General features: G+C 72.4%; 21 protein-coding genes and 1 riboswitch. Of the genes, 6 read left to right on the forward strand and 15 right to left on the reverse strand.

What is annotated here, in order from left to right; translation table 11 throughout:
- Nucleotide 1 precedes the first annotated feature (1 nt).
- The gene (locus tag Tbon_RS05955; RefSeq protein ID WP_158066775.1) at nt 2-688 is read right to left on the reverse strand and encodes a response regulator transcription factor; all 687 of its coding nucleotides are present in this window, start codon (nt 686-688) and stop codon (nt 2-4) included.
- An 86-nt stretch (nt 689-774) separates the two neighbouring features.
- On the reverse strand, nt 775-2,559 hold the full coding sequence (locus Tbon_RS05960; protein WP_158066776.1) for a PAS domain-containing protein: 1,785 nt from the start codon (nt 2,557-2,559) through the stop codon (nt 775-777).
- A gap of 118 nt (nt 2,560-2,677) precedes the next feature.
- Here Tbon_RS05960 and Tbon_RS05965 point away from each other — a divergent pair, with 118 nt between their 5' ends.
- Nucleotides 2,678-4,012 carry a cobyrinate a,c-diamide synthase gene (locus Tbon_RS05965; protein WP_158066777.1) on the forward strand — a complete coding sequence of 445 codons (1,335 nt, stop codon included), beginning with the start codon at nt 2,678-2,680 and terminating at the stop codon, nt 4,010-4,012.
- Nucleotides 4,013-4,176: 164 nt separating this feature from the next.
- Nucleotides 4,177-6,162: a methyl-accepting chemotaxis protein gene (locus tag Tbon_RS05970; RefSeq protein ID WP_158066778.1), complete on the forward strand. Its 1,986-nt coding sequence runs from the start codon at nt 4,177-4,179 to the stop codon at nt 6,160-6,162.
- A gap of 90 nt (nt 6,163-6,252) precedes the next feature.
- On the opposite strand, the gene Tbon_RS05975 is transcribed toward Tbon_RS05970, so the two are convergent.
- From Tbon_RS05975 to cysS, 9 genes are all read right to left on the reverse strand, one after another.
- Nucleotides 6,253-6,450, reverse strand: a complete 198-nt coding sequence (locus Tbon_RS05975) for a hypothetical protein (RefSeq protein ID WP_158066779.1) — start codon at nt 6,448-6,450, stop codon at nt 6,253-6,255.
- A gap of 96 nt (nt 6,451-6,546) precedes the next feature.
- Nucleotides 6,547-6,966, reverse strand: coding sequence for a spore germination protein GerW family protein (locus Tbon_RS05980; protein ID WP_158066780.1), 420 nt, complete (start codon nt 6,964-6,966; stop codon nt 6,547-6,549).
- A gap of 90 nt (nt 6,967-7,056) precedes the next feature.
- Complete coding sequence (gene infA / locus Tbon_RS05985; RefSeq protein ID WP_098502711.1) at nt 7,057-7,275, reverse strand: translation initiation factor IF-1; 219 nt, start codon at nt 7,273-7,275, stop codon at nt 7,057-7,059.
- A 131-nt stretch (nt 7,276-7,406) separates the two neighbouring features.
- Entirely contained in the window at nt 7,407-7,832 is a 426-nt protein-coding gene (locus Tbon_RS14385) for an RNA recognition motif domain-containing protein (protein ID WP_263970093.1), read from the reverse strand.
- A gap of 354 nt (nt 7,833-8,186) precedes the next feature.
- On the reverse strand, nt 8,187-9,083 hold the full coding sequence (gene panC / locus Tbon_RS05995) for a pantoate--beta-alanine ligase (RefSeq protein ID WP_158066781.1): 897 nt from the start codon (nt 9,081-9,083) through the stop codon (nt 8,187-8,189).
- A gap of 12 nt (nt 9,084-9,095) precedes the next feature.
- A complete protein-coding gene (gene panB, locus Tbon_RS06000; protein WP_158066782.1) occupies nt 9,096-9,938 on the reverse strand; it encodes a 3-methyl-2-oxobutanoate hydroxymethyltransferase in 843 nt (280 codons plus the stop codon).
- Nucleotides 9,939-9,975: 37 nt separating this feature from the next.
- Entirely contained in the window at nt 9,976-10,380 is a 405-nt protein-coding gene (gene panD / locus Tbon_RS06005) for an aspartate 1-decarboxylase (RefSeq protein WP_158066783.1), read from the reverse strand.
- A 294-nt stretch (nt 10,381-10,674) separates the two neighbouring features.
- The gene (locus tag Tbon_RS06010) at nt 10,675-11,166 is read right to left on the reverse strand and encodes a hypothetical protein (protein WP_158066784.1); all 492 of its coding nucleotides are present in this window, start codon (nt 11,164-11,166) and stop codon (nt 10,675-10,677) included.
- Between the two features lie 85 nt (nt 11,167-11,251).
- Nucleotides 11,252-11,386: riboswitch (cyclic di-AMP (ydaO/yuaA leader) on the reverse strand.
- Nucleotides 11,387-11,454: 68 nt separating this feature from the next.
- Nucleotides 11,455-12,828 carry a cysteine--tRNA ligase gene (gene cysS / locus Tbon_RS06015; RefSeq protein ID WP_158066785.1) on the reverse strand — a complete coding sequence of 458 codons (1,374 nt, stop codon included), beginning with the start codon at nt 12,826-12,828 and terminating at the stop codon, nt 11,455-11,457.
- 273 nt (nt 12,829-13,101) lie between these two features.
- On the opposite strand from cysS, the gene Tbon_RS06020 reads away from it, so the two are divergent.
- Together Tbon_RS06020 and Tbon_RS06025 are read left to right on the forward strand one after the other, a co-directional pair.
- On the forward strand, nt 13,102-14,082 hold the full coding sequence (locus Tbon_RS06020) for a transglycosylase SLT domain-containing protein (protein ID WP_158066786.1): 981 nt from the start codon (nt 13,102-13,104) through the stop codon (nt 14,080-14,082).
- Between the two features lie 46 nt (nt 14,083-14,128).
- The gene (locus tag Tbon_RS06025; RefSeq protein WP_158066787.1) at nt 14,129-15,370 is read left to right on the forward strand and encodes a hypothetical protein; all 1,242 of its coding nucleotides are present in this window, start codon (nt 14,129-14,131) and stop codon (nt 15,368-15,370) included.
- Here Tbon_RS06025 and Tbon_RS06030 read toward each other — a convergent pair.
- Nucleotides 15,354-15,557, reverse strand: a complete 204-nt coding sequence (locus tag Tbon_RS06030; RefSeq protein ID WP_158066788.1) for a dodecin family protein — start codon at nt 15,555-15,557, stop codon at nt 15,354-15,356. The genes Tbon_RS06025 and Tbon_RS06030 overlap by 17 nt on opposite strands.
- Before the next feature lie 310 nt (nt 15,558-15,867).
- On the opposite strand from Tbon_RS06030, the gene Tbon_RS06035 reads away from it, so the two are divergent.
- Complete coding sequence (locus Tbon_RS06035; protein WP_158066789.1) at nt 15,868-16,437, forward strand: TMEM165/GDT1 family protein; 570 nt, start codon at nt 15,868-15,870, stop codon at nt 16,435-16,437.
- A gap of 3 nt (nt 16,438-16,440) precedes the next feature.
- On the opposite strand, the gene Tbon_RS06040 is transcribed toward Tbon_RS06035, so the two are convergent.
- Genes Tbon_RS06040 through Tbon_RS06050 form a run of 3 tightly spaced genes read right to left on the reverse strand, consistent with a single transcriptional unit; the run spans nt 16,441 to nt 18,421 of the window.
- Complete coding sequence (locus Tbon_RS06040) at nt 16,441-17,181, reverse strand: ABC transporter permease (RefSeq protein WP_158066790.1); 741 nt, start codon at nt 17,179-17,181, stop codon at nt 16,441-16,443.
- On the reverse strand, nt 17,178-18,128 hold the full coding sequence (locus tag Tbon_RS06045) for an ABC transporter ATP-binding protein (RefSeq protein WP_158066791.1): 951 nt from the start codon (nt 18,126-18,128) through the stop codon (nt 17,178-17,180). The genes Tbon_RS06040 and Tbon_RS06045 overlap by 4 nt, the downstream gene beginning before the upstream one ends.
- Nucleotides 18,125-18,421, reverse strand: coding sequence for a hypothetical protein (locus Tbon_RS06050; RefSeq protein WP_158066792.1), 297 nt, complete (start codon nt 18,419-18,421; stop codon nt 18,125-18,127). The genes Tbon_RS06045 and Tbon_RS06050 overlap by 4 nt, the downstream gene beginning before the upstream one ends.
- 153 nt (nt 18,422-18,574) lie before the next feature.
- Between Tbon_RS06050 and chrA the strand changes: the two genes are divergently transcribed.
- On the forward strand, nt 18,575-19,777 hold the full coding sequence (chrA, locus tag Tbon_RS06055; protein WP_225734719.1) for a chromate efflux transporter: 1,203 nt from the start codon (nt 18,575-18,577) through the stop codon (nt 19,775-19,777).
- Nucleotides 19,778-19,784: the final 7 nt, after the last annotated feature.

Genomic DNA, 19,784 nt, shown 5'->3' on the forward strand with positions numbered 1-19,784 from the left:
GCTACTCGGCCGCAGGGGCGGCCTTCCGGGCATCGGCGACGAGGCGGTAGCCGACGTTCCGGACCGTCTCGATGAAGGCGTGGCCCCGGATTTCGATCTTGGCGCGGATCCGCCGGATATGGACGTCGACGGTGCGGGCTCCGCCGAAGTAGTCGTAGCCCCAGACGCGGTTGAGGAGCTGCTCGCGGGTGAAGACCCGGCCAGCGTTCATCGCGAGGAAGCGGAGGAGTTCGTACTCCTTGAAGGTGAGGACGACCGGCTCGTCGTCGACCGTGACGCGGTAGTTCGTGAGGTCGATGGCGAGGGCGCCGCAGCGGATGATGTTCTCGGCATCGACGCCGTGCTTGCGCCAGAGGGCGCGCTCGATCCGGCGGGCCAGCTCTTCGGGAGGCGCCGAGAGGAGGACGAAGTCGTCGACGGGGAGGTCGGGCGTGATCCGGTCGAGCCCGTCCGGGGGCACGAGGGCGAAGAGGATGACGCCGTTTTCGCCGTAGGCCCCGGCGATGATGGAGAAGGCGGCGGGGGGGATATCGCGGAAGTCGAGGACGGCGACATCGATCCGGTTCTGGAGTTCGTCGGAGGCGAGGCGCTCGGGGGCGATGACCGGGGCGTTGAAGCCGGCGCGTTCGAGTTCGGCGCCAAGGCGGGCAGCATCGGGACGGCGAGTCACGAGGAAGACGGTGCGCATGCCGGAGGTGTCCCCTTACCCGGGCCAGTATACGCCCGGCCCCGGGGGCGCCGGCCGGGCCGCCGATGAAATCCGTGTGAAATCTGTCACGAGCCCGGCGGCGAACCGTCGGGCGCCGCGGGCAGGCACAGGCGGAAGGTGCTCCCCTCGCCGGGCACGGAATCGACCAGGATGCAGCCGGCGTGGCCCCGGGCGACGCCCGCGGCGGCGGCGAGGCCGAGCCCGCGCCCGGTGAAGCGCGTGGTGAAGAAGGGCTCGAAGATCCGGTCCCGGATTGCGGGGTCGATGCCCTCGCCGGAATCGCGGACCTCGATGACGACGTAGGTGCCGGCGGGCACCGGCTTCGGGTACGCAGCGGCGAAGCGCTCGGCCGGCACGTCCTCCGCAAACGTGCGGACGGTCACCTCGTCGCCGGGCCGGGAGGCTTCGGCGGCGTTTTCGAGGATGGCGGAGATGGCCAGGCGGAGCTGCGAAGGGTCGCCGAGGACGGCGGGAAGGCCCGGCGCCAGCTCCGGGCGGAAGGTGACCCGGCTGCCGGCCGCGGCGACGGCGGCGGCGACCACCTCGTTGATGTCGACGCGCTGGCGGGCGACCTGGCTGCGGCCGGAGAAGAGGAGCATCTGCCGGGAGAGGTCGGCCATGCGGCGCGCGGCGTCCTGGATCTCCTCGAGGAGCGGGCGGGCCGGGCTCCCGGCCGGGAGTTCGAGGAGGGCGAGCGCGGCATTGCCGAGGATGCCGACGAGGAGGTTGTTGAAGTCGTGGGCGATGCCGCCGGCAAGGATGGCGAGGGCCTCCATGCGGTTGGCGCGGGCGCTGGCCTCGGCGGCGCGGACGCGCTCGGTGATGTCGAGGATGACCGCAATGAGCCCGACCTGGCGGCCCTCGTGGTCGCGGAGGGGAACGTAGTTGGCCTCCCAGGTGGTGTCCTGCCAGGCGCCGGTTGCGGTGAAGGCCTCGCCGGCGAGGCCGCGGCGGACCTGGGCGAGCACGTCGGGGGCGTCGCGGTTGAACTCGAAGATCGACTGGCCGACGAGCTCCCCGGGCCGGAGGCCGTAGCGGGCGAGCCCGCCGCCTTCGAGGAGGGTGTAGCGGCCCTCCATGTCGACGACCCAGATGACGATCGGGGCCGCCGCGGCCGCGCGGGAGAGCAGTTCGCGGGCTTCGGCGAGGGCGCGGCGCTCGGTGATGTCGCGGGCGACGTGGAATGTCCCAGTGATCACCCCATCCTCGACGAGGGTGCGGCCCTTGACCTCGAACCAGCGGCGCTCGCCGTTCTTGAAGACGAACTCCACTTCGAGCATGGGAACGGTGTCGCCGGCCCAGATGCGGGCGAGCGCCTCGGCAACACGCGCGTACTGCTCGGGCGGAACGAAGTCGAGCGCGGGACGGCCGAGCAGCTCCCCTGGCGTGTAGCCGGAGAGTTCGTAGCCGAGGCGGTTCATCTCGGTGAAGCGGCCCTGCCGGTCGAGCGCGAACATGATGTCGTTCGCCTCTTCGACGAGGCGGCGGTAGCGGTCGGCACCGGGCGGGAGTTCGACGAGGGCGAGGACGGCCGCGGCAGCGGTGCTGCCCTCCACGGGACGGCGGACGAGGCGGGCCGGGCCGGTGCGGCCGGGCCCGGGGGCATCGCAGGCAAGCTCGTCGCGGCTGCCGGAGAGGAGCGCCTCGACCTCGGCGGGGGAGAGGCAGGGCAGGATGCGGCGGACCGCCTCCGCGGCCGGTTCGCCGGGGGCGCAGGCGGGGTCGAGGGCGGCCCACGCGGCGCTGGCGGCGGCGAGCCGGCCGTCGCGGTCGACCGCGGCGGCCGGGACCGGCAGGGCATCGAAGAGGGCGGGGAGGTCGCGCGGGGAGAGCGACGGGTGGATGCGCACGAGGGGCCGGTCCCGCTGGTTTTCGCAAATTCTTTACGAAATCACCGCCCGTTGCAAGCGCAATCAAGGACGGGCGGCGGCGTGGCCCGGGAGGACCGGGGCGTGCGAGGATGGCGCCATGACGGAGCTCCCGCGGGTGGTGGTTGCCGCGCCGGGTTCGGGCGCGGGCAAGACGACGGTCACCATGGCGCTGATCGCCGCGCTGCGCGCCGCCGGCGAGCGGGTGCAGCCCTTCAAGGTCGGGCCGGACTACATCGACCCTTCCCACCTCGCGGCGGCGGCGGGCCGGCCCGCGTTCAACCTCGACACCTTCTTCCTCGCGGCCGCGCAGGTGCGCGGGCTGTTCGCCCACGCGATGCGGGGCGCGACGGTCGGCGTGGTGGAAGGCGTGATGGGCATGTTCGACGGGCGGAGCGGGGCGGGCGAGGCCGGTTCGACGGCCGATGCCGCCGCCGCGCTGGGCGCGCCCGTGGTGCTCGTGGTCGATGCGGCAGGAATGGCCGGGAGCATCGCCGCGGTGGCGCGCGGGTTCGCCGACTTCGACCCCCGGGTGCGGGTCGGCGGGGTGATTGCGAACCGGGTCGGTTCGGAGCGGCACGCGGAGCTGCTCGGGGAGGCGCTCGAGGCGGCGGGGCTGCCGCTGCTCGGCTGGCTGCCGAACGACCCGGCGGTCGCCCTGCCGGGCCGCCACCTCGGGCTGGTGCTGGCGGGCGAGGCCGCCCCGGCGCCGGAGGCGCTCGCCCGGGCCGCGCAGCAGATCGATGCCGGGGCAGTGCTGCGGCTGGCGCGGGGCGCCGGGCCGCTCCCTGCGCCGGCGCCGGTCTTCCCGGGGCGGCAGCCGGGGCGCATCCGGCTCGCGTGGGCCGAGGATGCGGCATTCCGCTTCACCTACCCGGAGACGCGGGAGCTGCTCGAGCGGCTGGGGGCGGAGATCCTGCCGTTCAGCCCGCTGGCCGATACGGCGCTGCCGGCGGCCGATGCGCTGTACATCGGCGGGGGCTACCCGGAACTCCACGCGGAGGCGCTGGCGGCGAACCGGCCGATGCTGGAGGCGATCCGGGGGTTCCGGGGGCCGGTGCTGGCGGAGTGCGGCGGATACATGTACCTCGCCGAGGCGCTCGAAACGGAGGGCCGGCGGTACCCGATGGCCGGGCTTGCGCCCGGGGTCGCGCGGATGGCCGACCGGCCGGTGCTGGGCTACCGGGATGTGGTTGCGCTCGCCGCAAGCCCGGTCGCGGAGGCCGGCTGGCGGCTGCGGGGGCACGAGTTCCACTATGCGCGGCTGGAGCCGGGCAGCCGGCCGGCCTGGCGGCAGGCCGACGGTACGGCCGTCGAGGGCTTCACGGACGGGCGGGTGCTGGCGAGCTTCATTCACCTCTACCTGCTGGCGCGGCCGCGGGCGGCGGAGCGGTTCATCGCGGCGGGCGAACGGGCGCGGGCTGCGGCCGGCTGAACCGGGGCCCGCGCGGCGGCCGCTCGGGGAGGCGCTGGAGGGAGCGGCAGGGAGTTCCCCGATTCGCGCCGCGCCCGGGGCTGACGACGATCAGCGTGCAGAGCAGCCGCCCCTCCGGGGGCGGCCGTCCTGTGCAACGCACAGCAAGGGGGTAGTCAACCATCGTGAAGCTCTCACTCTCGGCGAAACTGTTCGGCGGGTTCGCGCTGGCCGTGGTGCCGGCCGTGGCGATTGCGGTCGTCGGCTGGACGCGCATCGATGCGGCGGCGAAGGACGAGAAGCGGCTGGCCAGCGAAGGCGTGCAGGCGACGATGCACATCACGGAGGCGCGGCGCGGCTTCGAGGTCGGCATCGCGAAGGCGGGGCTGCTGGCCTACACGACGGAGCCGGCGGCGTTCATGAAGCTCCGCGAGGAGATTTCCCAGAACCTGGGGCGCGGCTCCGAGCAGTTCCGCGGGCTCGAGGAGCACATCACCACTCCCGAGGGCCGTGCGAAGTACGCGGAGGCGCAGACCGCCGTGGCCGCCTTCGAGGAGTTCGCCGCGAAGTACGGCGAGGCGCTGGACAAGAAGGACTCGGCCGCGCTGCTGAAACTTGCCGAGCAATCGCCGACGGTCATCGGCGAGATGAACGCAAAGCTCAGCGCCCTGAACGAGTACGTGGGGCAGCATGCCGACAAGGTCGCGGCCGACGGGCAGGATGCCGCCAACCGGGCGAAGCTGCTGATGGCGGTCCTCGGCGTGGTCTCGGCCGCCGCGGCCGGGGGCGTCGGGTTCTTCATCGCACGGCGGGTCGTGGCCGGGGTCAACGCCGCGACGGAGGCGGCCCACCGGATCGCCCGCGGCGAGACGGACGTCGAAGTCGAGGTCCGCTCGAACGACGAAATCGGGGAGCTGGCCCGGGCGTTCGCCGAGATGACGGACTACCTGAAGGAGATGGCCGCCGCGGCCGCGGCCGTCGCGAACGGCGACCTGACCTCGCAGGTGCGGCCGCGCGGCGAGGGGGATACGCTCGGCACGGCGCTGAACGGCATGGTGACGAACCTGCGCGAGATGATCGGCAATGTCCGGGAGGGCGCTGCAGCGATTACGGAGGCGGCCGAGGCGCTGCGCGGCTCATCGGACCAGATGGCGACGGCGACCGGGCAGATTGCGAACGCCATCGACGAGGTGACGCGGAGCGCGGTCTCGCTCAGCGGGCTCTCGCAGGAGAGCGCGCGGGAGGTGGAGCAGCTGGCGAGCGGCTCGCAGCAGCTGGCTTCGACGGCGGCGACCTCGGCCGATTCGGCGAAGCAGTCGCGCGTCGTGGCGGCCGAGATCGGCGAGCGGATCCAGGCCGTGGCGGCGGCATCGGAGGATGTGGCCCGCGCGGCGGAGGAGTCGCGGCTGGCGGCCCAGCGGGGCCAGGAGGCCGTGGCCCAGGCGTTCGCCTCGATGGAGTCGATCGCGGCGGCGGTGGAGCGCGCCTCGAAGACGGTGGACCAGCTCGGCGAGTACGGCCAGCAGATCGGCGACATCGTGAAGGCGATCGACGAAATCGCCTCGCAGACGAACCTGCTGGCGCTGAATGCGGCGATCGAGGCCGCGCGCGCCGGCGAGCAGGGCCGCGGCTTCGCAGTGGTGGCCGAGAACGTGCGGTCGCTGGCGGAGCGGGCGAGCGCCTCGACGAAGGAGATTGCCGGGCTCATCGCGAAGGTCCAGCAGGGCACGCAGGAGGCCGTCCAGGCGATGGCTGCCGGGGTGCGGGACGTCGAGGCCGGCCGGGGCATCACCAGCGAGGCGGGCCGGGCGCTCGATTCGATCATCGCCTCGGTGCAGGAGTCGGCCGTGCGGATGCAGCAGATTGCGCGCGACGTGCAGGGGCTGGCCGCGGGGGCGGAGCGGATCGTGGCCTCGGCCGACCAGATTGCGACGATGGCCGGCGAATCGGCGGCGGGCGCGAACAGCATGGCCGCAGCCACGAGCCGCGTGACCGACGCCATCATCCAGGTCTCGGCGACGAGCGAGGAGACGAGCGCCTCGGCGGAGGAGGTTTCGGCCTCGACGGAGGAGCTTTCGGCGCAGGCCCAGGAGCTGGCCGCAACAGCGAGCCAGATGCGGGAGCTGGCCGAATCGCTCAATGCGGCCACGGCACGGTTCCGGCTGGCCTAGCCGGCGCGGGTCGCGGGACACCAGCGCGCGGGGGAGCCGGACGGCTCCCCCGCTTCGCGTTCCGGAGCAGCGCGCCGCAGCCCGCGGGCGTCAGGGGTGGTAGAGGGCGACGAGCCGGCCGGGGAAGAGGGCGCGGGCGCGCTCGAGCGCCTCGCAGGCGGAGGCTTCGGTGCCCAGGCCGAGCGGGATCCAGTGCTGGCACGGGCCTCCCGGGCCGGCGACCAGCTGGACGATCCAGCCCGTCTCCGCGAGCCGGACGAGGACACAGGCGCCGATGATACCTTTCATAAGGTCAGGATGCTTCGCCGAGTGCGAACAAACGGCGAACGAACGGCCGGAATATCCGGGCCATTCTTCCGAAAAACCCGGACGGGGGTTGAACGGTCAGCCGCGGAGGAGCTTCGCGAGGCCGCGGAGGGTGAGCCAGCCGGCGAAGGCGCCAGCGAGGACGAGCGGCACAAGCGAGGCAGGGTCCTTGATCCGGTGGAAGGTGGCCTGGCCGTCCTGGATTTCGATGTAGCCGACGGGGCTGGCCATCACGCCGCCTCCGCCGCCCGAGCCTTCACCGATTTCGCCGGTTTCGCTGCCTTCTTCAATGCCGCGGCCGCTGCCGCCGCCGAAGCCCCAGCGGACCTTCGCGACGGGGATGACCGTGACGCCGTCGCGGTCGACCGGGTCGCCGAAGACGGCGCTGGCTGAGGCGTGGAGCCCGAGCCGGCTCGCGAGGCGCTCGATGAACGAGGCGGAGGCGCTGGAGGCGGCTTCCTGGGCTTCGCGGAGAACGCGGGAGAGGTCGTCGGTCATGGGCTGTACCTCCCGACGGGGATGCCGCCCATGGTGCGCCGCCGGGAGAAGGCTGGCAAGCGGTGCGGGCCGGCAGGCGGGGTACGGGGCTTACTTGAAGCGGTAGGTGATGCGGCCGCGGGTGAGGTCGTAGGGCGAGAGTTCGACGAGGACGCGGTCGCCGGTGAGGATTTTGATGTAGTTCTTGCGGATTTTGCCGCTGATGTGGGCGAGGACGAGGTGGCCGTTGGCCAGCTCGACCCGGAAGGTGGCGTTGGGGAGGGGCTGGGTCACGACCCCTTCGACTTCAATGCCGTCGTTTTCTGCCATGGGGGCTCCTTCTGCGCGTGGCGCGGGCGGGGTGGAGGGAATGGACCAGCGGGCGGAGGAGGTCCCCCGCCCGCTGGCTGGTTGGTGTGCCGGGTGCTGCGCCATTCCCGCCTGGCGCTGCGGCGGGCGGATTAGAAGCGGCGGTTGCCGGAGTAGCCGCCGGAGCGGCCGCCGCCGAAGCCGCCGGAGCGGCCGCCGCCGTAGCCGCCCGAGCCGCCGCCGTAGCCGGAGCCGCCGCGCGGGCGGTCTTCGCGGGGGCGGGCCTCATTGACGATGAGGGTGCGGCCGCGGAGCTGGCTGCCGTTCAGGGCGTTGATGGCGGCTTCCGCCTGGGCGCGGTCGTCCATTTCGACGAAGCCGAAGCCGCGGGAGCGGCCGGTATCGCGGTCGGTGACGACCTGGGCGGAGCGGACTTCGCCGTGGGCCGCGAAGGCGGCCTGGAGGTCGGTGTCCGTGGTTTCGTAGGAGAGATTGCCGATGTAGAGCTTCATGTAGTGCAGGTCCTTTCGCTGCGTGTGCGTCGATGTGGCGAGCCGGCCGGGGGCACGAACGATCACCTGCGACGACTCACGACAGACCAGCGGGAAAACGGAACCTGCGAGAGGAAGCGAAAGGGAGCGTGCTTTGGGCCTGCGGCGGGGGTTTCCCCCGTGCCACGTGAGTAACGTACCACATGGCGCGGGGGATGGAAAGCGGAGGGGGAGGGAGGAGGGAGGAGGGAGCCCCGCTGCACCGCCCGGCCGCCCCGAGGGAGGAGCTTGGAGCCCGGAGTGAGTGGGAACGGCGCGTCTGATCGTTCAGCCTCCGGGCTCCAACCTTCCAGCTTCGCCCTCCTCCCTCGGCGGGGGGAAGGGAGGTGCGGGGCGCCCTCCTCCCTTGGGAGGGGCTGGGAAGCGGGGCGGGGTACGCGCTCAGGCGAGCTCGATGTTGTCGAGCAGGCGGGTGGCGCCGAAGCGGACGACGAGGGAGAGGAGCGCCGGGCCGGCGACCGTGCCGTCGAGCTCTTCGAGCGTTTCGTCGTCGGCGAGGGAGACGTACTCGAGTGCGGCGAGCGGTTCGCCGGCGATGACCTCGCGGACGATGCGGCGGAGCGTTTCGGCGTCGCGCTCGCCGGCGGCCCAGGCGGCGGCGGCGGCATCGAGCGACCGCTTGATGACGGGCGCGGCGGTGCGCTGCTCCGGACTGAGGTAGACGTTGCGCGAACTCATGGCGAGGCCGTCGGGCTCGCGGACGATGTCGCAGGGGACGATCTCGACCGGGAGGTCGAGGTCGCGCACCATGCGGCGGATGACGCGGAGCTGCTGGGCATCCTTCCGGCCGAAGTAGGCGCGGGTGGGGCTGACCGCGTTGAACAGCTTCAGGACGACCGTGGCGACGCCCCGGAAGTGGCCGGGCCGGGCGGCGCCTTCGAGCCGGCGGGTGACCTCTTCGACGGTGACGTAGGTCTGGTAGCCGGGCGGGTACATCTCGGCGGCGGAGGGCAGGTAGACGGCGTCGACGCCGGCCTCGCGGAGGAGCTGGAGGTCGCGGACTTCGTCGCGGGGGTACCGTTCGAAGTCCTCGCCGGGGCCGAACTGGGTGGGGTTAACGAAGATCGAGACGACGGCGAGGGCGTTCTCAGCTTTGGCGCGCCGGACGAGGGCGAGGTGCCCTTCGTGGAGGTAGCCCATGGTGGGCACGAAGCCGAGGTCGCCGGGGTGGTCGCGGCGCCAGCGCTGCATGGCGGCCGGCGTGGTGAGCACCACCGGCCCCGGCGAGCCAGCCGGCGCACCCGTGTTGCGGAAATCGGCGTCGTTCGGGCGGGCCATGGCAGCGGGCGGCTAGCCGGCCTGGGCGAGCTCGGCGAGGGTGGCTTCGTCCATCTCGAAGCTGTGCTCGGCCGTGGGGAAGGCGCCGCCTTCGACCTCGTCGATGTAGGCGCGGACGGCCTCGCGGATGGCGGCGCCGAGGACGGCGTACCGCTTCGCGTGCTTGAGCGGGCGGCGGTCATCGTAGATGCCGAGCATGTCGTGGAGGACCTGCACCTGGGCATCGCAGTGGGGGCCGGCGCCGATGCCGATGGTGGGGATGGAGAGCCGCTCGGTGACCATGCGGGCGAGCGGCGCGGGGATCGTCTCGAGGACGACGGCGAAGGCGCCAGCATCCTCGAGGGCGCGGGCATCGGCGATGAGCTTCGCGGCGGCGGCGGGCGTCTTGCCCTGGACTTTGTGGCCGCCGAACTGGTTGACGGACTGCGGGGTGAGCCCGAGGTGGCCCATGACCGGGATGCCGGCTTCGACCATGCGCCGGACGAGGGGGACGATGTGGCTGCCGCCTTCGAGCTTGACGGCGGTGGCGCCGCCCTCCTTGAGGAGGCGGCCGGCGTTCCGCATCGCCTCGTTCGGGTCGGCCTGGTAGCTCATGAAGGGCATATCGGCGACGACGATCGCCTTCTCGGTGGCGCGGACGACCGCCCGGGTGTGGTAGACGATGTCGTCCATGGTGACGGGCACGGTGGAGTCGTAGCCAAGGACGACGGAGCCGAGGGAGTCGCCGACGAGGATGATGGGGATGCCGGCCTGTTCGACGAGGCGGGCGGTTGGGTAGTCGTAGGCGGTGATCATGGCGAACCGCCGCCCCTGGGCCTTCCATTCCTTGAGCTTGTGGATCGAGAGCCGTCCCATGGCCCGGATGCCCCTCCTTCGCGCGGTGGGCGCGTGGTCAGCCGGCGGCGCCGGCGAGTTCGCGCGGGTTGTGGCTGTACCCGTCGCCCGCTTCGACGCTGACGATGCGGTTGGCTGCATCGACGAACACCCGGCGGGGCGCGATGGTGCGGGCCTCGGCCTCCTCCAGGTGCTGGTACGCGATGATGATGACGATGTCGCCGCGGTGGATGAGATGGGCGGCTGCGCCGTTGACGCAGATTTCGCCGGAGCCGCGTTCGCCGCGGATGGCGTAGGTTTCGAGGCGGGCGCCGTTGGTGACATCGACGACGTGGACCTGTTCGTAGGGGAGGATGTTGGCGGCCTCCATGAGGTCCGGGTCGATGGTGATGGAGCCCTCGTAGTCGAGGTTGGCGCCTGTCACGGTGGCGCGGTGGATTTTGCCGCTCATCATGACGCGCATGTGCTGTCCCCCTCCGGCGTGCCGCCGGCCGTTCAACAACCGTCCCCGCATCGGCGCGAGCGAGGCGGGGACGAACGGGGGTCGTGCGGGGGCGCTGGGGCGCTGTTCCGGCTCAACTTCCCGGTCCGTACCGGCCACGCGGGTCCAGGCGGACGCTCGTTGAACGTGCAGGCGGATTCGATGGCTGGGCTCGACGTCCGTGATGGATCGCCGGCGCCCTGATCGTTTCGATCCGGCGAAGCGTTGTCAAGAGGGCGGCGGCCCGGGAGCTGGTGCCGGGCCGCCGCGGGCGGGTCAGCCGGCTTCGCCGATATCGCGGTGGGTGGTTTCGAAGACGAGCTGGGTGAGGCGGTTGTGATGGCGGGCGAGCGCCATTTCGAGGAGGATGGCCTGCTCGCTGAGCTCAATCATCTTCCAGATATCGACGTCGCCGGGGGCGCTGGCCTCTTCGACGAGCTCGTCGATCTTGCGGCTGAAGAGTTCGTGCTCCTCGCGCTGCTGGTCGACTTTGGGCAGGAGCCGGGGTTCGAGGGATTCCGCGCGGTTGAGGGGCGAATCGGGGAGTTCGGCGCTCCAGATGTGGTGGCGGATGGCCGAGCGGGCATCGGCGACCGCCTGGCGGAAGGCGGCCTGCCAGGCCTGGGGCCGGCTGGCGTGGAAGGGGAGCCGGGCCGCCTGGCGGAGGAGCTCGCGCGCCTCCGCGAGGGGGTCGCGGATGGTGAAGATGGTGCCGTCCGGTTCGACCGGGGCAAAGGTGCCGGAATACGAGGTGGATGTCGTGGCCATTGCGTACCTCCTGTAGGCCGTCGTGGGGCCGTGCGCCGGCGATGGACCGGGGCGCGGCCTGTGCGGATTCCTGGGAGGGCCTGGGCGCTGCCCTCCGAACGCCTGCGGGGTTAGCTGACGGGTTCGGCGTCGGAAGTCGCCTATGCGCGCGCTCGCGCAATACACCCCAAGGGTTGGTTCCCCCGCCCCCGCCAGCGGCGGGGTTCGGCACCAGCTACCGTACCACACAGGGTCAAGCGCTGTGCAACGCCGGGCCTGTTTCGGAGGGGCGCGGGACGGGGGCGCCGGCTACCGTTCGCTCCAGGTGGTGCCGTCGGCGCTGTCCTGGAGTTCGATGCCGAGGCTGGCGAGGCGCTCGCGGATCCGGTCGGCGAGGGCCCACTGCTTTGCGGCGCGGAGTTCGGCGCGGATTTCGACGAGGAGGTCGATGAACGGGGCGGCTGCGAGGGACCGGGCGGCCGGTGCCTCGAGGGTGAGCCCGAGGACGCCGCACAGCTCGCGGAGCGTGGCCCGCGCCGGGCCGATGTCGGCGCCGGCGGCAGCCGCGCGGTTGATGTCGCGGGCGAGTTCGAAGAGGGCCGCGAGGGCGCGCGGGGTGTTCAGGTCGTCGTCCATCGCCTCGATGAAGCGGGCGCGGACGGCCTCGTGGTCGATGTCAGCGGGGGCGCTGCCGCCCTCGGCGGAGGCGGCGTGGCGGAGCCGCTCGGCGCCGGCGCGGGCGGCTTCGAGCGCCTCTTCGGAGTAGGTGACCGGGCTGCGGTAGTGACTGGTAATGACGAAGAGGCGGAGGGCATCGGCGCCGTACCGGTCGAGGGCCTCCTGGATGGAGACGAGGTTGCCGATGGACTTCGACATCTTTTCGCTGCCGAGCTGGAGGAGGGCGTTGTGCATCCAGATGCGGGCGAAGGGGGCTTTGCCGGTGTAGGCCTCGGTCTGGGCGATTTCGTTCGTGTGGTGGGGGAAGATGAGGTCCATCCCGCCGCCGTGGATGTCGATCTGCTCGCCGAGGGTTTCGAGGGCCATGGCGGAGCATTCGATGTGCCATCCGGGGCGGCCGGGGCCCCACGGGCTCTCCCAGCTCGGCTCGCCGGGCCTGGCGGCCTTCCAGAGGGCGAAGTCGAGCGGGTCGTCCTTGTGCTCCGTGGGGTCGACGCGGGCGCCGGCGCGGAGGTCATCGATATCGCGGCGGGAGAGGGCGCCGTAGCGCTCGGCGCCGAAGGCGCGGACGCGGTAGTAGACGTCGCCGCCGGAGGCGTAGGCGTAGCCTTTTTCGATGAGCCCCTCGATGAAGCGGATGATCTGGGGTATGACCTGCGTCACGCGGGGGTAGACGTGGGCGGGGAGGACGTTCATCGCCCGGAGCTGGTCGAGGTACTGGGCGATGTTCCGCTCGGCGAGCTCGGCCATGGGGATGCCGAGGCGGTTGGAGCGCTCGATCAGCTTGTCGTCGATATCGGTGAAGTTCTGGACGTGGCGGACGGGGATGCCCCGCCAGTCGAGGTAGCGGCGGAGGGTATCGAAGACGATGGCGTGGAGGGCGTGGCCGACGTGGGCTTCGGAGTAGGGGGTGATGCCGCAGACGTACATGCGGACGACGCCGTCCTCGCCGACGGGCGGGAGGAGGTCTTTCCGTGTACCGGAGAGCGTATCGGTCAGCTGCATGGCGCGGCCCCCAGCGAAGCTTCGACCAGTGTAGCGGAGGCCCGGCTGACCGCATTCCGGGGTGCGTCGGGAGGAAATCGTGGAAATCGCGGGCATGACTGATGGTGGCCGGAGTATTGCCTGTTTGCGGGGAGCTGTGCGAACCTCAGGGTCACCCTTGGCGGGGTGATGAGGTGCGTTGGCCCCGGCCCGGATTCCCCGGTCCGCTGTTGCGCCCCGGGCGAACGCACCGAGACTGCCTATGGGAAACGAGAAACGCGTGGAGACCGCCGCGTGACGGCCCGGCTCCCGGAGGGGCCGGTGCGCGTCATGAGCAGGCTCGCAGCGTGGGCCGACTACGGCCTTGCCGTGGCCTTCGCCCTGTGCCGCCGGGTTCGCGTGCCTGTGGCGCCGCGTGCTGGCCTGCTCGAGATGGCCTTCGAACCGGCCTGCGCCGCCGAGGCGGCGCCCGTTGGGCCCCGGCGGTATGGGGCCGGGCCGGCTGCGCCGGCGGCGTTCCCCGGCCCGCGCTGGCACGAACCGGCGCCCCGGGCGGTTCGGCAGCCGTGGTTCGTGCGGCCGGCCGAAGTGGCGATGCTGACGCTCTCCTTCTTCCTCGCGGCGCACCTGTTCGGCGGAGGCACGCCCGAGGCGCGCGCCCCGCAGGTGAGCTTTGCGCTGGTGCCCTCTGTGAGCCGGCCAGCGCCGGCGCGCGTGGTTGAGGTCCGCCCGACCGTGCCGGCAGCGGCAGAGCCAACCCCGGAGGCTGCCGCACCGGCCGAACTTCCGAAGCCCGCGCCGGCGCCTGCAACGGGCGACGCTGCCGCCTCGGGCGTGGCAGCTGAGCCGCCGGCCGCCCGGGCGCCTGAACCGGAGGCCCCGGCAGCAGCGCCGGTGGGCCAGCCGATGCCGGCGCCGGCGCCTCCGGCCCCGCCGGCGCTCTCGCCGACCGCGGCGAACCTCCCGCGGCTGACGTACGCGCAGGTCATCGCCTTCGCGATTGAAGCCGGCTGGCCGGCCGAGCTGACGGATGCGGTGGCGCGGGTGGCCTGGTGCGAGAGCAGTTTCCGGCCCGACGCAGTCGGATACATGGCGTACGGACTGATGCAGGTGACGCCGCTCTGGTTCGAGTACGCGGGGATTCCGTTTGAGCGCTGGTCGGACCCGGTGGCGAACCTGAAGGCGGCGCTGGCGGCATTCCGGTACAGCGAGGCGCAGGGCCACAGCCCCTGGGCGGCCTGGACCTGCAAGCCGGAGGCAATCACGATCCCGTAGGGGACGGGCTGGCGGGGGACGAGGAGTAGCGGCATCCTAGCCGGCAGTGAGCACGCCAGCGGGCGGGGGCACCCGGGCAGCGGATGACCGCCTCCGCGCGCGTTTGCGCCCGGCAGGGCTGGCTGCGCACGCAGGGCCGTTCCTCTTCGCGGCGGGGCTGCTCGCGCTGCTGGCGGCGGCGACGCGGCTGCGGCTCGAGGGGACCGTCGAGTTCGCCGACCCCGGCTGGGACCGCCACTACTACCTCCAGGCCGCGCGCGACGGCCCCTGGGACTTCCACATCGCGCCCTACTGCTGGCGGGTGCTGGTGCCGCTCGCGGCCTGGGCATCGCCGCTGCCGCTCCAGTGGAGCTTCTTCGCCATCGCGGCGGCGGCCCTGGCAACTGCGGGAGCCGCGCTCTGGATGCTCCTCCGCGAGGAGGGACTGCCGGCGCCGCTGGCGGCGGCCGGGGTGCTGCTCATGTTCTCGGCGGGCTGGGGCGTGCGCTACCAGGTGGCAGATTTCTGGCTGCCGGACGCGGCCGCAACCGCGGCGATCGTGCTGGCGATGCGGTTCGCGCGGCAGGGACGGGCGCGCGCGTTCGCGCTGACGCTGCTGGCCGGCGCGCTGGCGAAGGAGGTAACCCTGGCAGCGGCGCCGCTGGCGCTGACCCTTGCGCCGACCACCGCCCCGCTGCGGGTGCGGGCGCTCCGGGCGGCGGCGATGACGGCCCCGGCCGTCGCGGCGTCCCTCGCGGTGCGGCTCGCGATCCCGGCCTGGAACGACGACACGGCCTACATCGCCTCGCTCCCGCCGGTCATCGCCCGGTTCCCGGAGATTGTGGCGAACTACCACTACCCCGACCTGCTCCGCGAGGTGGGCTGGAACGGGCGGGTCCGCGGGTTCGACCGCAGCCTGGCGGAGGCGCTGACGACGCGGACGTTTGGCCCTCTGATGCTCCTGCTGGCGGCGGCGGGAGCGATGGCCCGGCCCGGGCTCGCGCTCCGGCTGGCGCCGTTCACGGCGCTGGTGCTTGCCCAGCTGCTGGTCGCGCACGATACGGAGCGGCTGATCGCCTTCGCGGCGCCGGCCGCAGCGTGGCTGGCCGCTGTGGGCGCCGCCGAACTCTGCCGCCGCGGGTGGGTCTCGCCGGCCCAGGTGACGGTCATCGCGGGGGGCGCCTTCGCGCTGGCGCTTGCGGCGGGGAGGGATACGTTCGCCCTCGAGTTCCCGGCGCAGGCAGCGCTGGCCTGCACCTCGGCGCTGGCTCTCGGGGCGGTGCGGCTGCGGGTCAGTCTTCGAGGATGAAGGTGACCTTCATGTTGACGCGGTATTCCTTGATGGCGCCGTCTTCGACGCTGACGGTCTGCTCCTGGACCCAGGCGCCTTTGACGTTGCGGAGGGTCTTGTTCGCCCGTTCGATGCCGACCTTGATGGCGTCTTCGAACGAGACGGGCGAAGCAGCGGTGATTTCGGTGACGCGTGCGACGGACATGACGCACCTCCACGTGGGATGCCCGCACCATAGCACACTGCATTGCAGGCCGGCGTGCCCTGAATGGCGCATCGGCAGTGGGCCAGAAGGTCCGGACCGCGCCGGTGGACGGTAGCGCACGCGGCTGCGAGACTGGCGACCGAACCGAAGGGGAGTAGCCCCGGCGCGCGTCATCGACATGCTCCCGCTGCGGCGGGCGGTGGCGCGGCCCGGCTGAAGGGCCGGGCGGGTGAGACTTTCGGCCAGCACACCATGCTGTGTGCCGGCCGAGGGTGCTCCCCGAAGCGGCCGGCACACGAGGAGCTTCGTGATGTCGGCGTTTTTCGTTTCGACGGTCCTGATTTTCGCTGCTGAGCTGGGCGATAAGTCGCAGCTCGTGGCGCTCTGGTTCGCGACGCGGTACCGGTGGTGGCTGGTGCTCGCAGGCGTGAGCACGGCGACGCTCGTGGTGCACCTGGGGTCGGTCGCAATCGGCCTGGCGTTCGATGAGCTGCTCCCGGAGCGGGTGGTGCTCACCGTGGTGGGCCTTTCGTTCTTCGGGTTCGCGCTCTGGAGCGTGCGCGGCGACCGGTTGGACGAGGAGCCGGGCGAGCCGCGGCTGGGCGCGCGGTTCGGCGCCTTCGGCGTGGTGACGGCGGCTTTCTTCCTCTCGGAGCTGGGGGATAAAACGATGCTGGCCACGGTTTCCCTCGCCGGGCGCGAATCGAGCGCCGTCGGGGTGTGGCTCGGCTCGACGTTGGGGATGGTGCTCGCCGATGCGGTGGCGATTGCGGCCGGTGTGCTGGCCGGCAAACGGCTGCCGCAACGGGCGATCGCCGTGGTCGCGGCGCTGCTCTTTGTCGCCTTCGGCAGTGCGGCGCTGTGGCAGGCGTGGCGGTAGCGGCTACCCGCGGCGGCGGATGGCGACCGCGGAGAGGGCGATGGAGCCCGCGGCGAAGAGGGCCATCGCGGCGAGCGAGGCGCCGAGGTGCGTGCCCGGGAGGTCGGTAACCGTGGCGCGGACGGCGTCGGCGGCGTAGCTGGGCGGCGCGAAGCGGGCCGTTTCGCGCAGGAGCGCCGGGAGCTGCTCGCGCGGCATCAGGACGGGCGCGAAGAAGAGGACGTAGAAGATGATGAGCTGCGTGGCCGCGTTGGTGACCTGCTGATGGGGCGAGTAGACGGCGAGGGCGATGCCGACCCCGGCGAGCGAGGCGATGCCGAGCACGATGACCGCGGGGAAGAGGGGGCTGAGCTGGAGGGCGATGCCGTAGTGCCAGGCGCCGAAGAGGAGGCAGAAGACGATGCCGGGGAGGGCCATGAGCCCGACCACGGTCACAAGGGCGAGGAGGTACGCCTCGCGGCTGATGGGCATGGCGAGGAAGTAGTCGAGCCGCCCTTCGTGCTTCGACTGAGCGAGAATCTGGGGGAGCATCACGAGGCCGATGGTCACCAGCCCCTGGGTGGCGGTCCCGGTGATGATGTAGAGGGCCGTCTGCTCGCGGATGTCGGGGATGAGGTAGCCGAAGCCGAGGACGAACCCGAGGGTGAACCCGGCCTGGATGACAGCGACCATGGGCACTTCGGCGCGCATGCTGCGCAGCTCCATGGAGACGAGGTCGCGGTACTGGCGGAGGAAGGCGGTCACGCGCGGGCTCCTGCGGGAAGAGGTGCGGAGCCGCCGGGCGCGGCCGGGGCCATGGCGGCAGCGTAGATGTCATCGAGGGTGGGCGGGCCGATGCGGAAGTCGAGGACGTCGCCGGCGGCCCGGAGCCGGGCGAGCCAGGCGGCGACGGCGGGCAGGTCGGCGGCATCGAAGAGGCAGGAGGAGGGGCCGTCCGGCGCCAGGGCGGGGTGCGGGGCAAGCGGCCGGGCGGCGGTGACCTCGAGGCGGAGCCGCTCGGTGACGAGGCCGCGCAGGGCGGCGGGCGAACCCTCGCGGATGATCCGGCCGGCGTTCATGATGGCGAGCCGGTCGATGACGCGCTCGGCTTCGGCGAGGTTATGGGTCACGAGGAGGATGGTCGCGCCCCCGCGGCCGAGCTCGGCGATGAGGTCCCAGAGCACCGCGCGCCGGAGGGGGTCGACGTCGTTGGTGGGCTCATCGAGGACGAGGAGGCGCGCGGGGGCCGCGACGGCTGCAGCGAAACCGGCCAGGCGGCGGACGCCGCCCGAGGCCGCGTGCATGGCGGTGTTCCGGAAGGGGCCGAGGTCGAGCCGCTCGACCAGGCGGGCAGCGGCAGCCCGCGCCTCGCGGGGCGGGACGCCCCTGAGGCGGGCCGCGAACTCGATCGTCTCGGCGACGGTGAGCGACTGGAGGTCGAAGCTGCCCTGGGGGAGGAAGCCGATGTTGCGGCGGGCGAAGCCGGGGTCGGCGACGATATCGACGCCGTCGAGGGTGATGCTGCCGGAGGTGGGCCTGGCCAGCCCGAGGAGCTGGCGGACGAGGGTGGTCTTGCCGGCGCCGTTCGGGCCGAGCAGGGCGAAGACTTCGCCCGGGAAGAGGTCGAGGCAGACGTGGTCGTTGGCGAGGGTGCCGTTCCGGTACCGCTTGACGAGGTCGCGGACGCTGAGGACCGGCGGCAGCGGGGTCACCTGGCGGACTCCGAGCGGGCGGCAGTGCGGGTGAGCAGGTCCTCGATGGCGTCGAGTGCGGCCGCGACGGCCTCCGGGTCGGCGCCCGCGCGGGCGGCGGCGGCGGTCGCGAGGCCGCGGAGGTCGAGGTCGCGGGCGATGTCGCGGAACGCCATGGCGGTGAGGAGGCCGGCGGACGCGCGGTCGACGAGTTCGTCGAAGGGCGGGACGGAGCCGCCGTGGCGGGCGGCTTCGATGAGGGTGCGGGCGAAGCCGAGGAGCAGGTCGAGCGGCCGGGGATCTTCTGCGGACATTCTTCACCTCCGTGTGGCAGATCTTAAGAATTACCTTGAGGAAGTCAAGAATAAATTTCGCTCATGAGGGCCGACGAGCCCGGCGAACGTTAGGCAGGGCTGGCGTAGGCTTCTCCCATGCCGGGGGCAGCGAGCCGGGGCAGATTCGGCGAGGTGGCGCGCTATTTCCTTCGCCTGGGGTGCATCGCCTTCGGCGGGCCGGCGGCGCACGTCGCCATCATGCGGCGCGAGCTGGTGGACGAACGGCGCTGGCTGAGCGACCGGGAGTTCCTCGACATGCTCGGGGTGACGAACCTCATCCCCGGCCCGAATTCAACGGAGATGACGATGCACCTCGGCTACCGGCGGGCGGGGCTGGCCGGGCTGTGGGCCGGGGGGCTGCTCTTTCTGCTGCCGGCGGTCGTCATCGTGACCGTGCTCGCCTGGGCGTATGTGCGCTACGGTTCGACGCCGGCGGGCGAAGGGGTGCTGCTGGGGGCGCAGCCGGTGGTGCTGGCGATCATCCTGCAGGCCGCCTGGGGGCTGACGGGCGCGGCCTTCCGCGGGCTGGAGTCGTTCGGGGTCGTCGTCGGCGTGCTGCTCCTGGCGCTGGCCGGCGTCAGCGAAGTCGTGCTCGTGCTGGGCGCCGGGGTGTTCACGGCGCTGCTCTGGTGGTTCATCCGGCTGCTGGCCCGGTCGAGCCGGCGGTCGCTGCCGGAGCTGCCGCGGGCGGGCCAGCACCCGTGGGCGCTGCCGCGTCCACGCCGCGGCCGGAGTGACCGCCAGCGTGCGTGGCTGCCGCTCGCGCCGGCGGGCCCGGCGGCTGTTTCCGCTGCGGCCGGCGCGGCGGGCGCGACCACGGCCGGCATCTTCCTCGGCTTCCTGAAGATCGGCGCGGTGCTCTACGGCAGCGGGTATGTGCTCGTGTCGTTCATGCGGGCCGAGTTCGTCGAAGGGCGCGGCTGGCTGACCGAGCGGCAGCTGCTGGATGCCATCGCGGCCGGGCAGGTGACGCCGGGCCCGCTCTTCAGCTCGGCAGCCTTCGCGGGCTACGTGATGGACGGGCTGCCGGGGGCGCTGGCGGCCTCGGCCGGGATCTTCCTGCCGTCGTTCCTGCTGGTGATGGCGGCCGCACCGCTCGTTCCGCGGCTGCGCTCCTGGCAGCCCGGCAACGCCTTCCTCGACGGGGTGAACGCGGCGGCCTGGGCGCTCATCCTGTTCGTGGGGGTCACCCTCGCTGGCGAGGTGCTCGACGGCTGGTTCACGTCGGTGCTGTTCGCGGCGGCGCTGGTGCTTGCCATCGGGACGCGGCTGAACACGGCGTGGCTTGTGCTCGGGGGCATCGCCTGCGGGCTGGCGTACACGGCAATCGGCTGAGCCGCCG

The organism is Tepidiforma bonchosmolovskayae, assembly GCF_008838325.1.
GTDB classification, from domain to species: Bacteria; Chloroflexota; Dehalococcoidia; order Tepidiformales; family Tepidiformaceae; genus Tepidiforma; species Tepidiforma bonchosmolovskayae.

What these genes read in the sequence shown, in the direction of transcription:
- Tbon_RS05955 (WP_158066775.1), bottom strand. Translation starts at nt 688, where the DNA reads ATGCGCACCGTCTTCCTCGTGACTCGCCGTCCCGATGCTGCCCGCCTT.
- Tbon_RS05965 (WP_158066777.1), top strand. Translation starts at nt 2,678, where the DNA reads ATGACGGAGCTCCCGCGGGTGGTGGTTGCCGCGCCGGGTTCGGGCGCG.
- Tbon_RS05975 (WP_158066779.1), bottom strand. Translation starts at nt 6,450, where the DNA reads ATGAAAGGTATCATCGGCGCCTGTGTCCTCGTCCGGCTCGCGGAGACG.
- Tbon_RS05980 (WP_158066780.1), bottom strand. Translation starts at nt 6,966, where the DNA reads ATGACCGACGACCTCTCCCGCGTTCTCCGCGAAGCCCAGGAAGCCGCC.
- infA (WP_098502711.1), bottom strand. Translation starts at nt 7,275, where the DNA reads ATGGCAGAAAACGACGGCATTGAAGTCGAAGGGGTCGTGACCCAGCCC.
- panC (WP_158066781.1), bottom strand. Translation starts at nt 9,083, where the DNA reads ATGGCCCGCCCGAACGACGCCGATTTCCGCAACACGGGTGCGCCGGCT.
- panB (WP_158066782.1), bottom strand. Translation starts at nt 9,938, where the DNA reads ATGGGACGGCTCTCGATCCACAAGCTCAAGGAATGGAAGGCCCAGGGG.
- panD (WP_158066783.1), bottom strand. Translation starts at nt 10,380, where the DNA reads ATGCGCGTCATGATGAGCGGCAAAATCCACCGCGCCACCGTGACAGGC.
- Tbon_RS06010 (WP_158066784.1), bottom strand. Translation starts at nt 11,166, where the DNA reads ATGGCCACGACATCCACCTCGTATTCCGGCACCTTTGCCCCGGTCGAA.
- cysS (WP_158066785.1), bottom strand. Translation starts at nt 12,828, where the DNA reads ATGCAGCTGACCGATACGCTCTCCGGTACACGGAAAGACCTCCTCCCG.
- Tbon_RS06030 (WP_158066788.1), bottom strand. Translation starts at nt 15,557, where the DNA reads ATGTCCGTCGCACGCGTCACCGAAATCACCGCTGCTTCGCCCGTCTCG.
- Tbon_RS06035 (WP_158066789.1), top strand. Translation starts at nt 15,868, where the DNA reads ATGTCGGCGTTTTTCGTTTCGACGGTCCTGATTTTCGCTGCTGAGCTG.
- Tbon_RS06050 (WP_158066792.1), bottom strand. Translation starts at nt 18,421, where the DNA reads ATGTCCGCAGAAGATCCCCGGCCGCTCGACCTGCTCCTCGGCTTCGCC.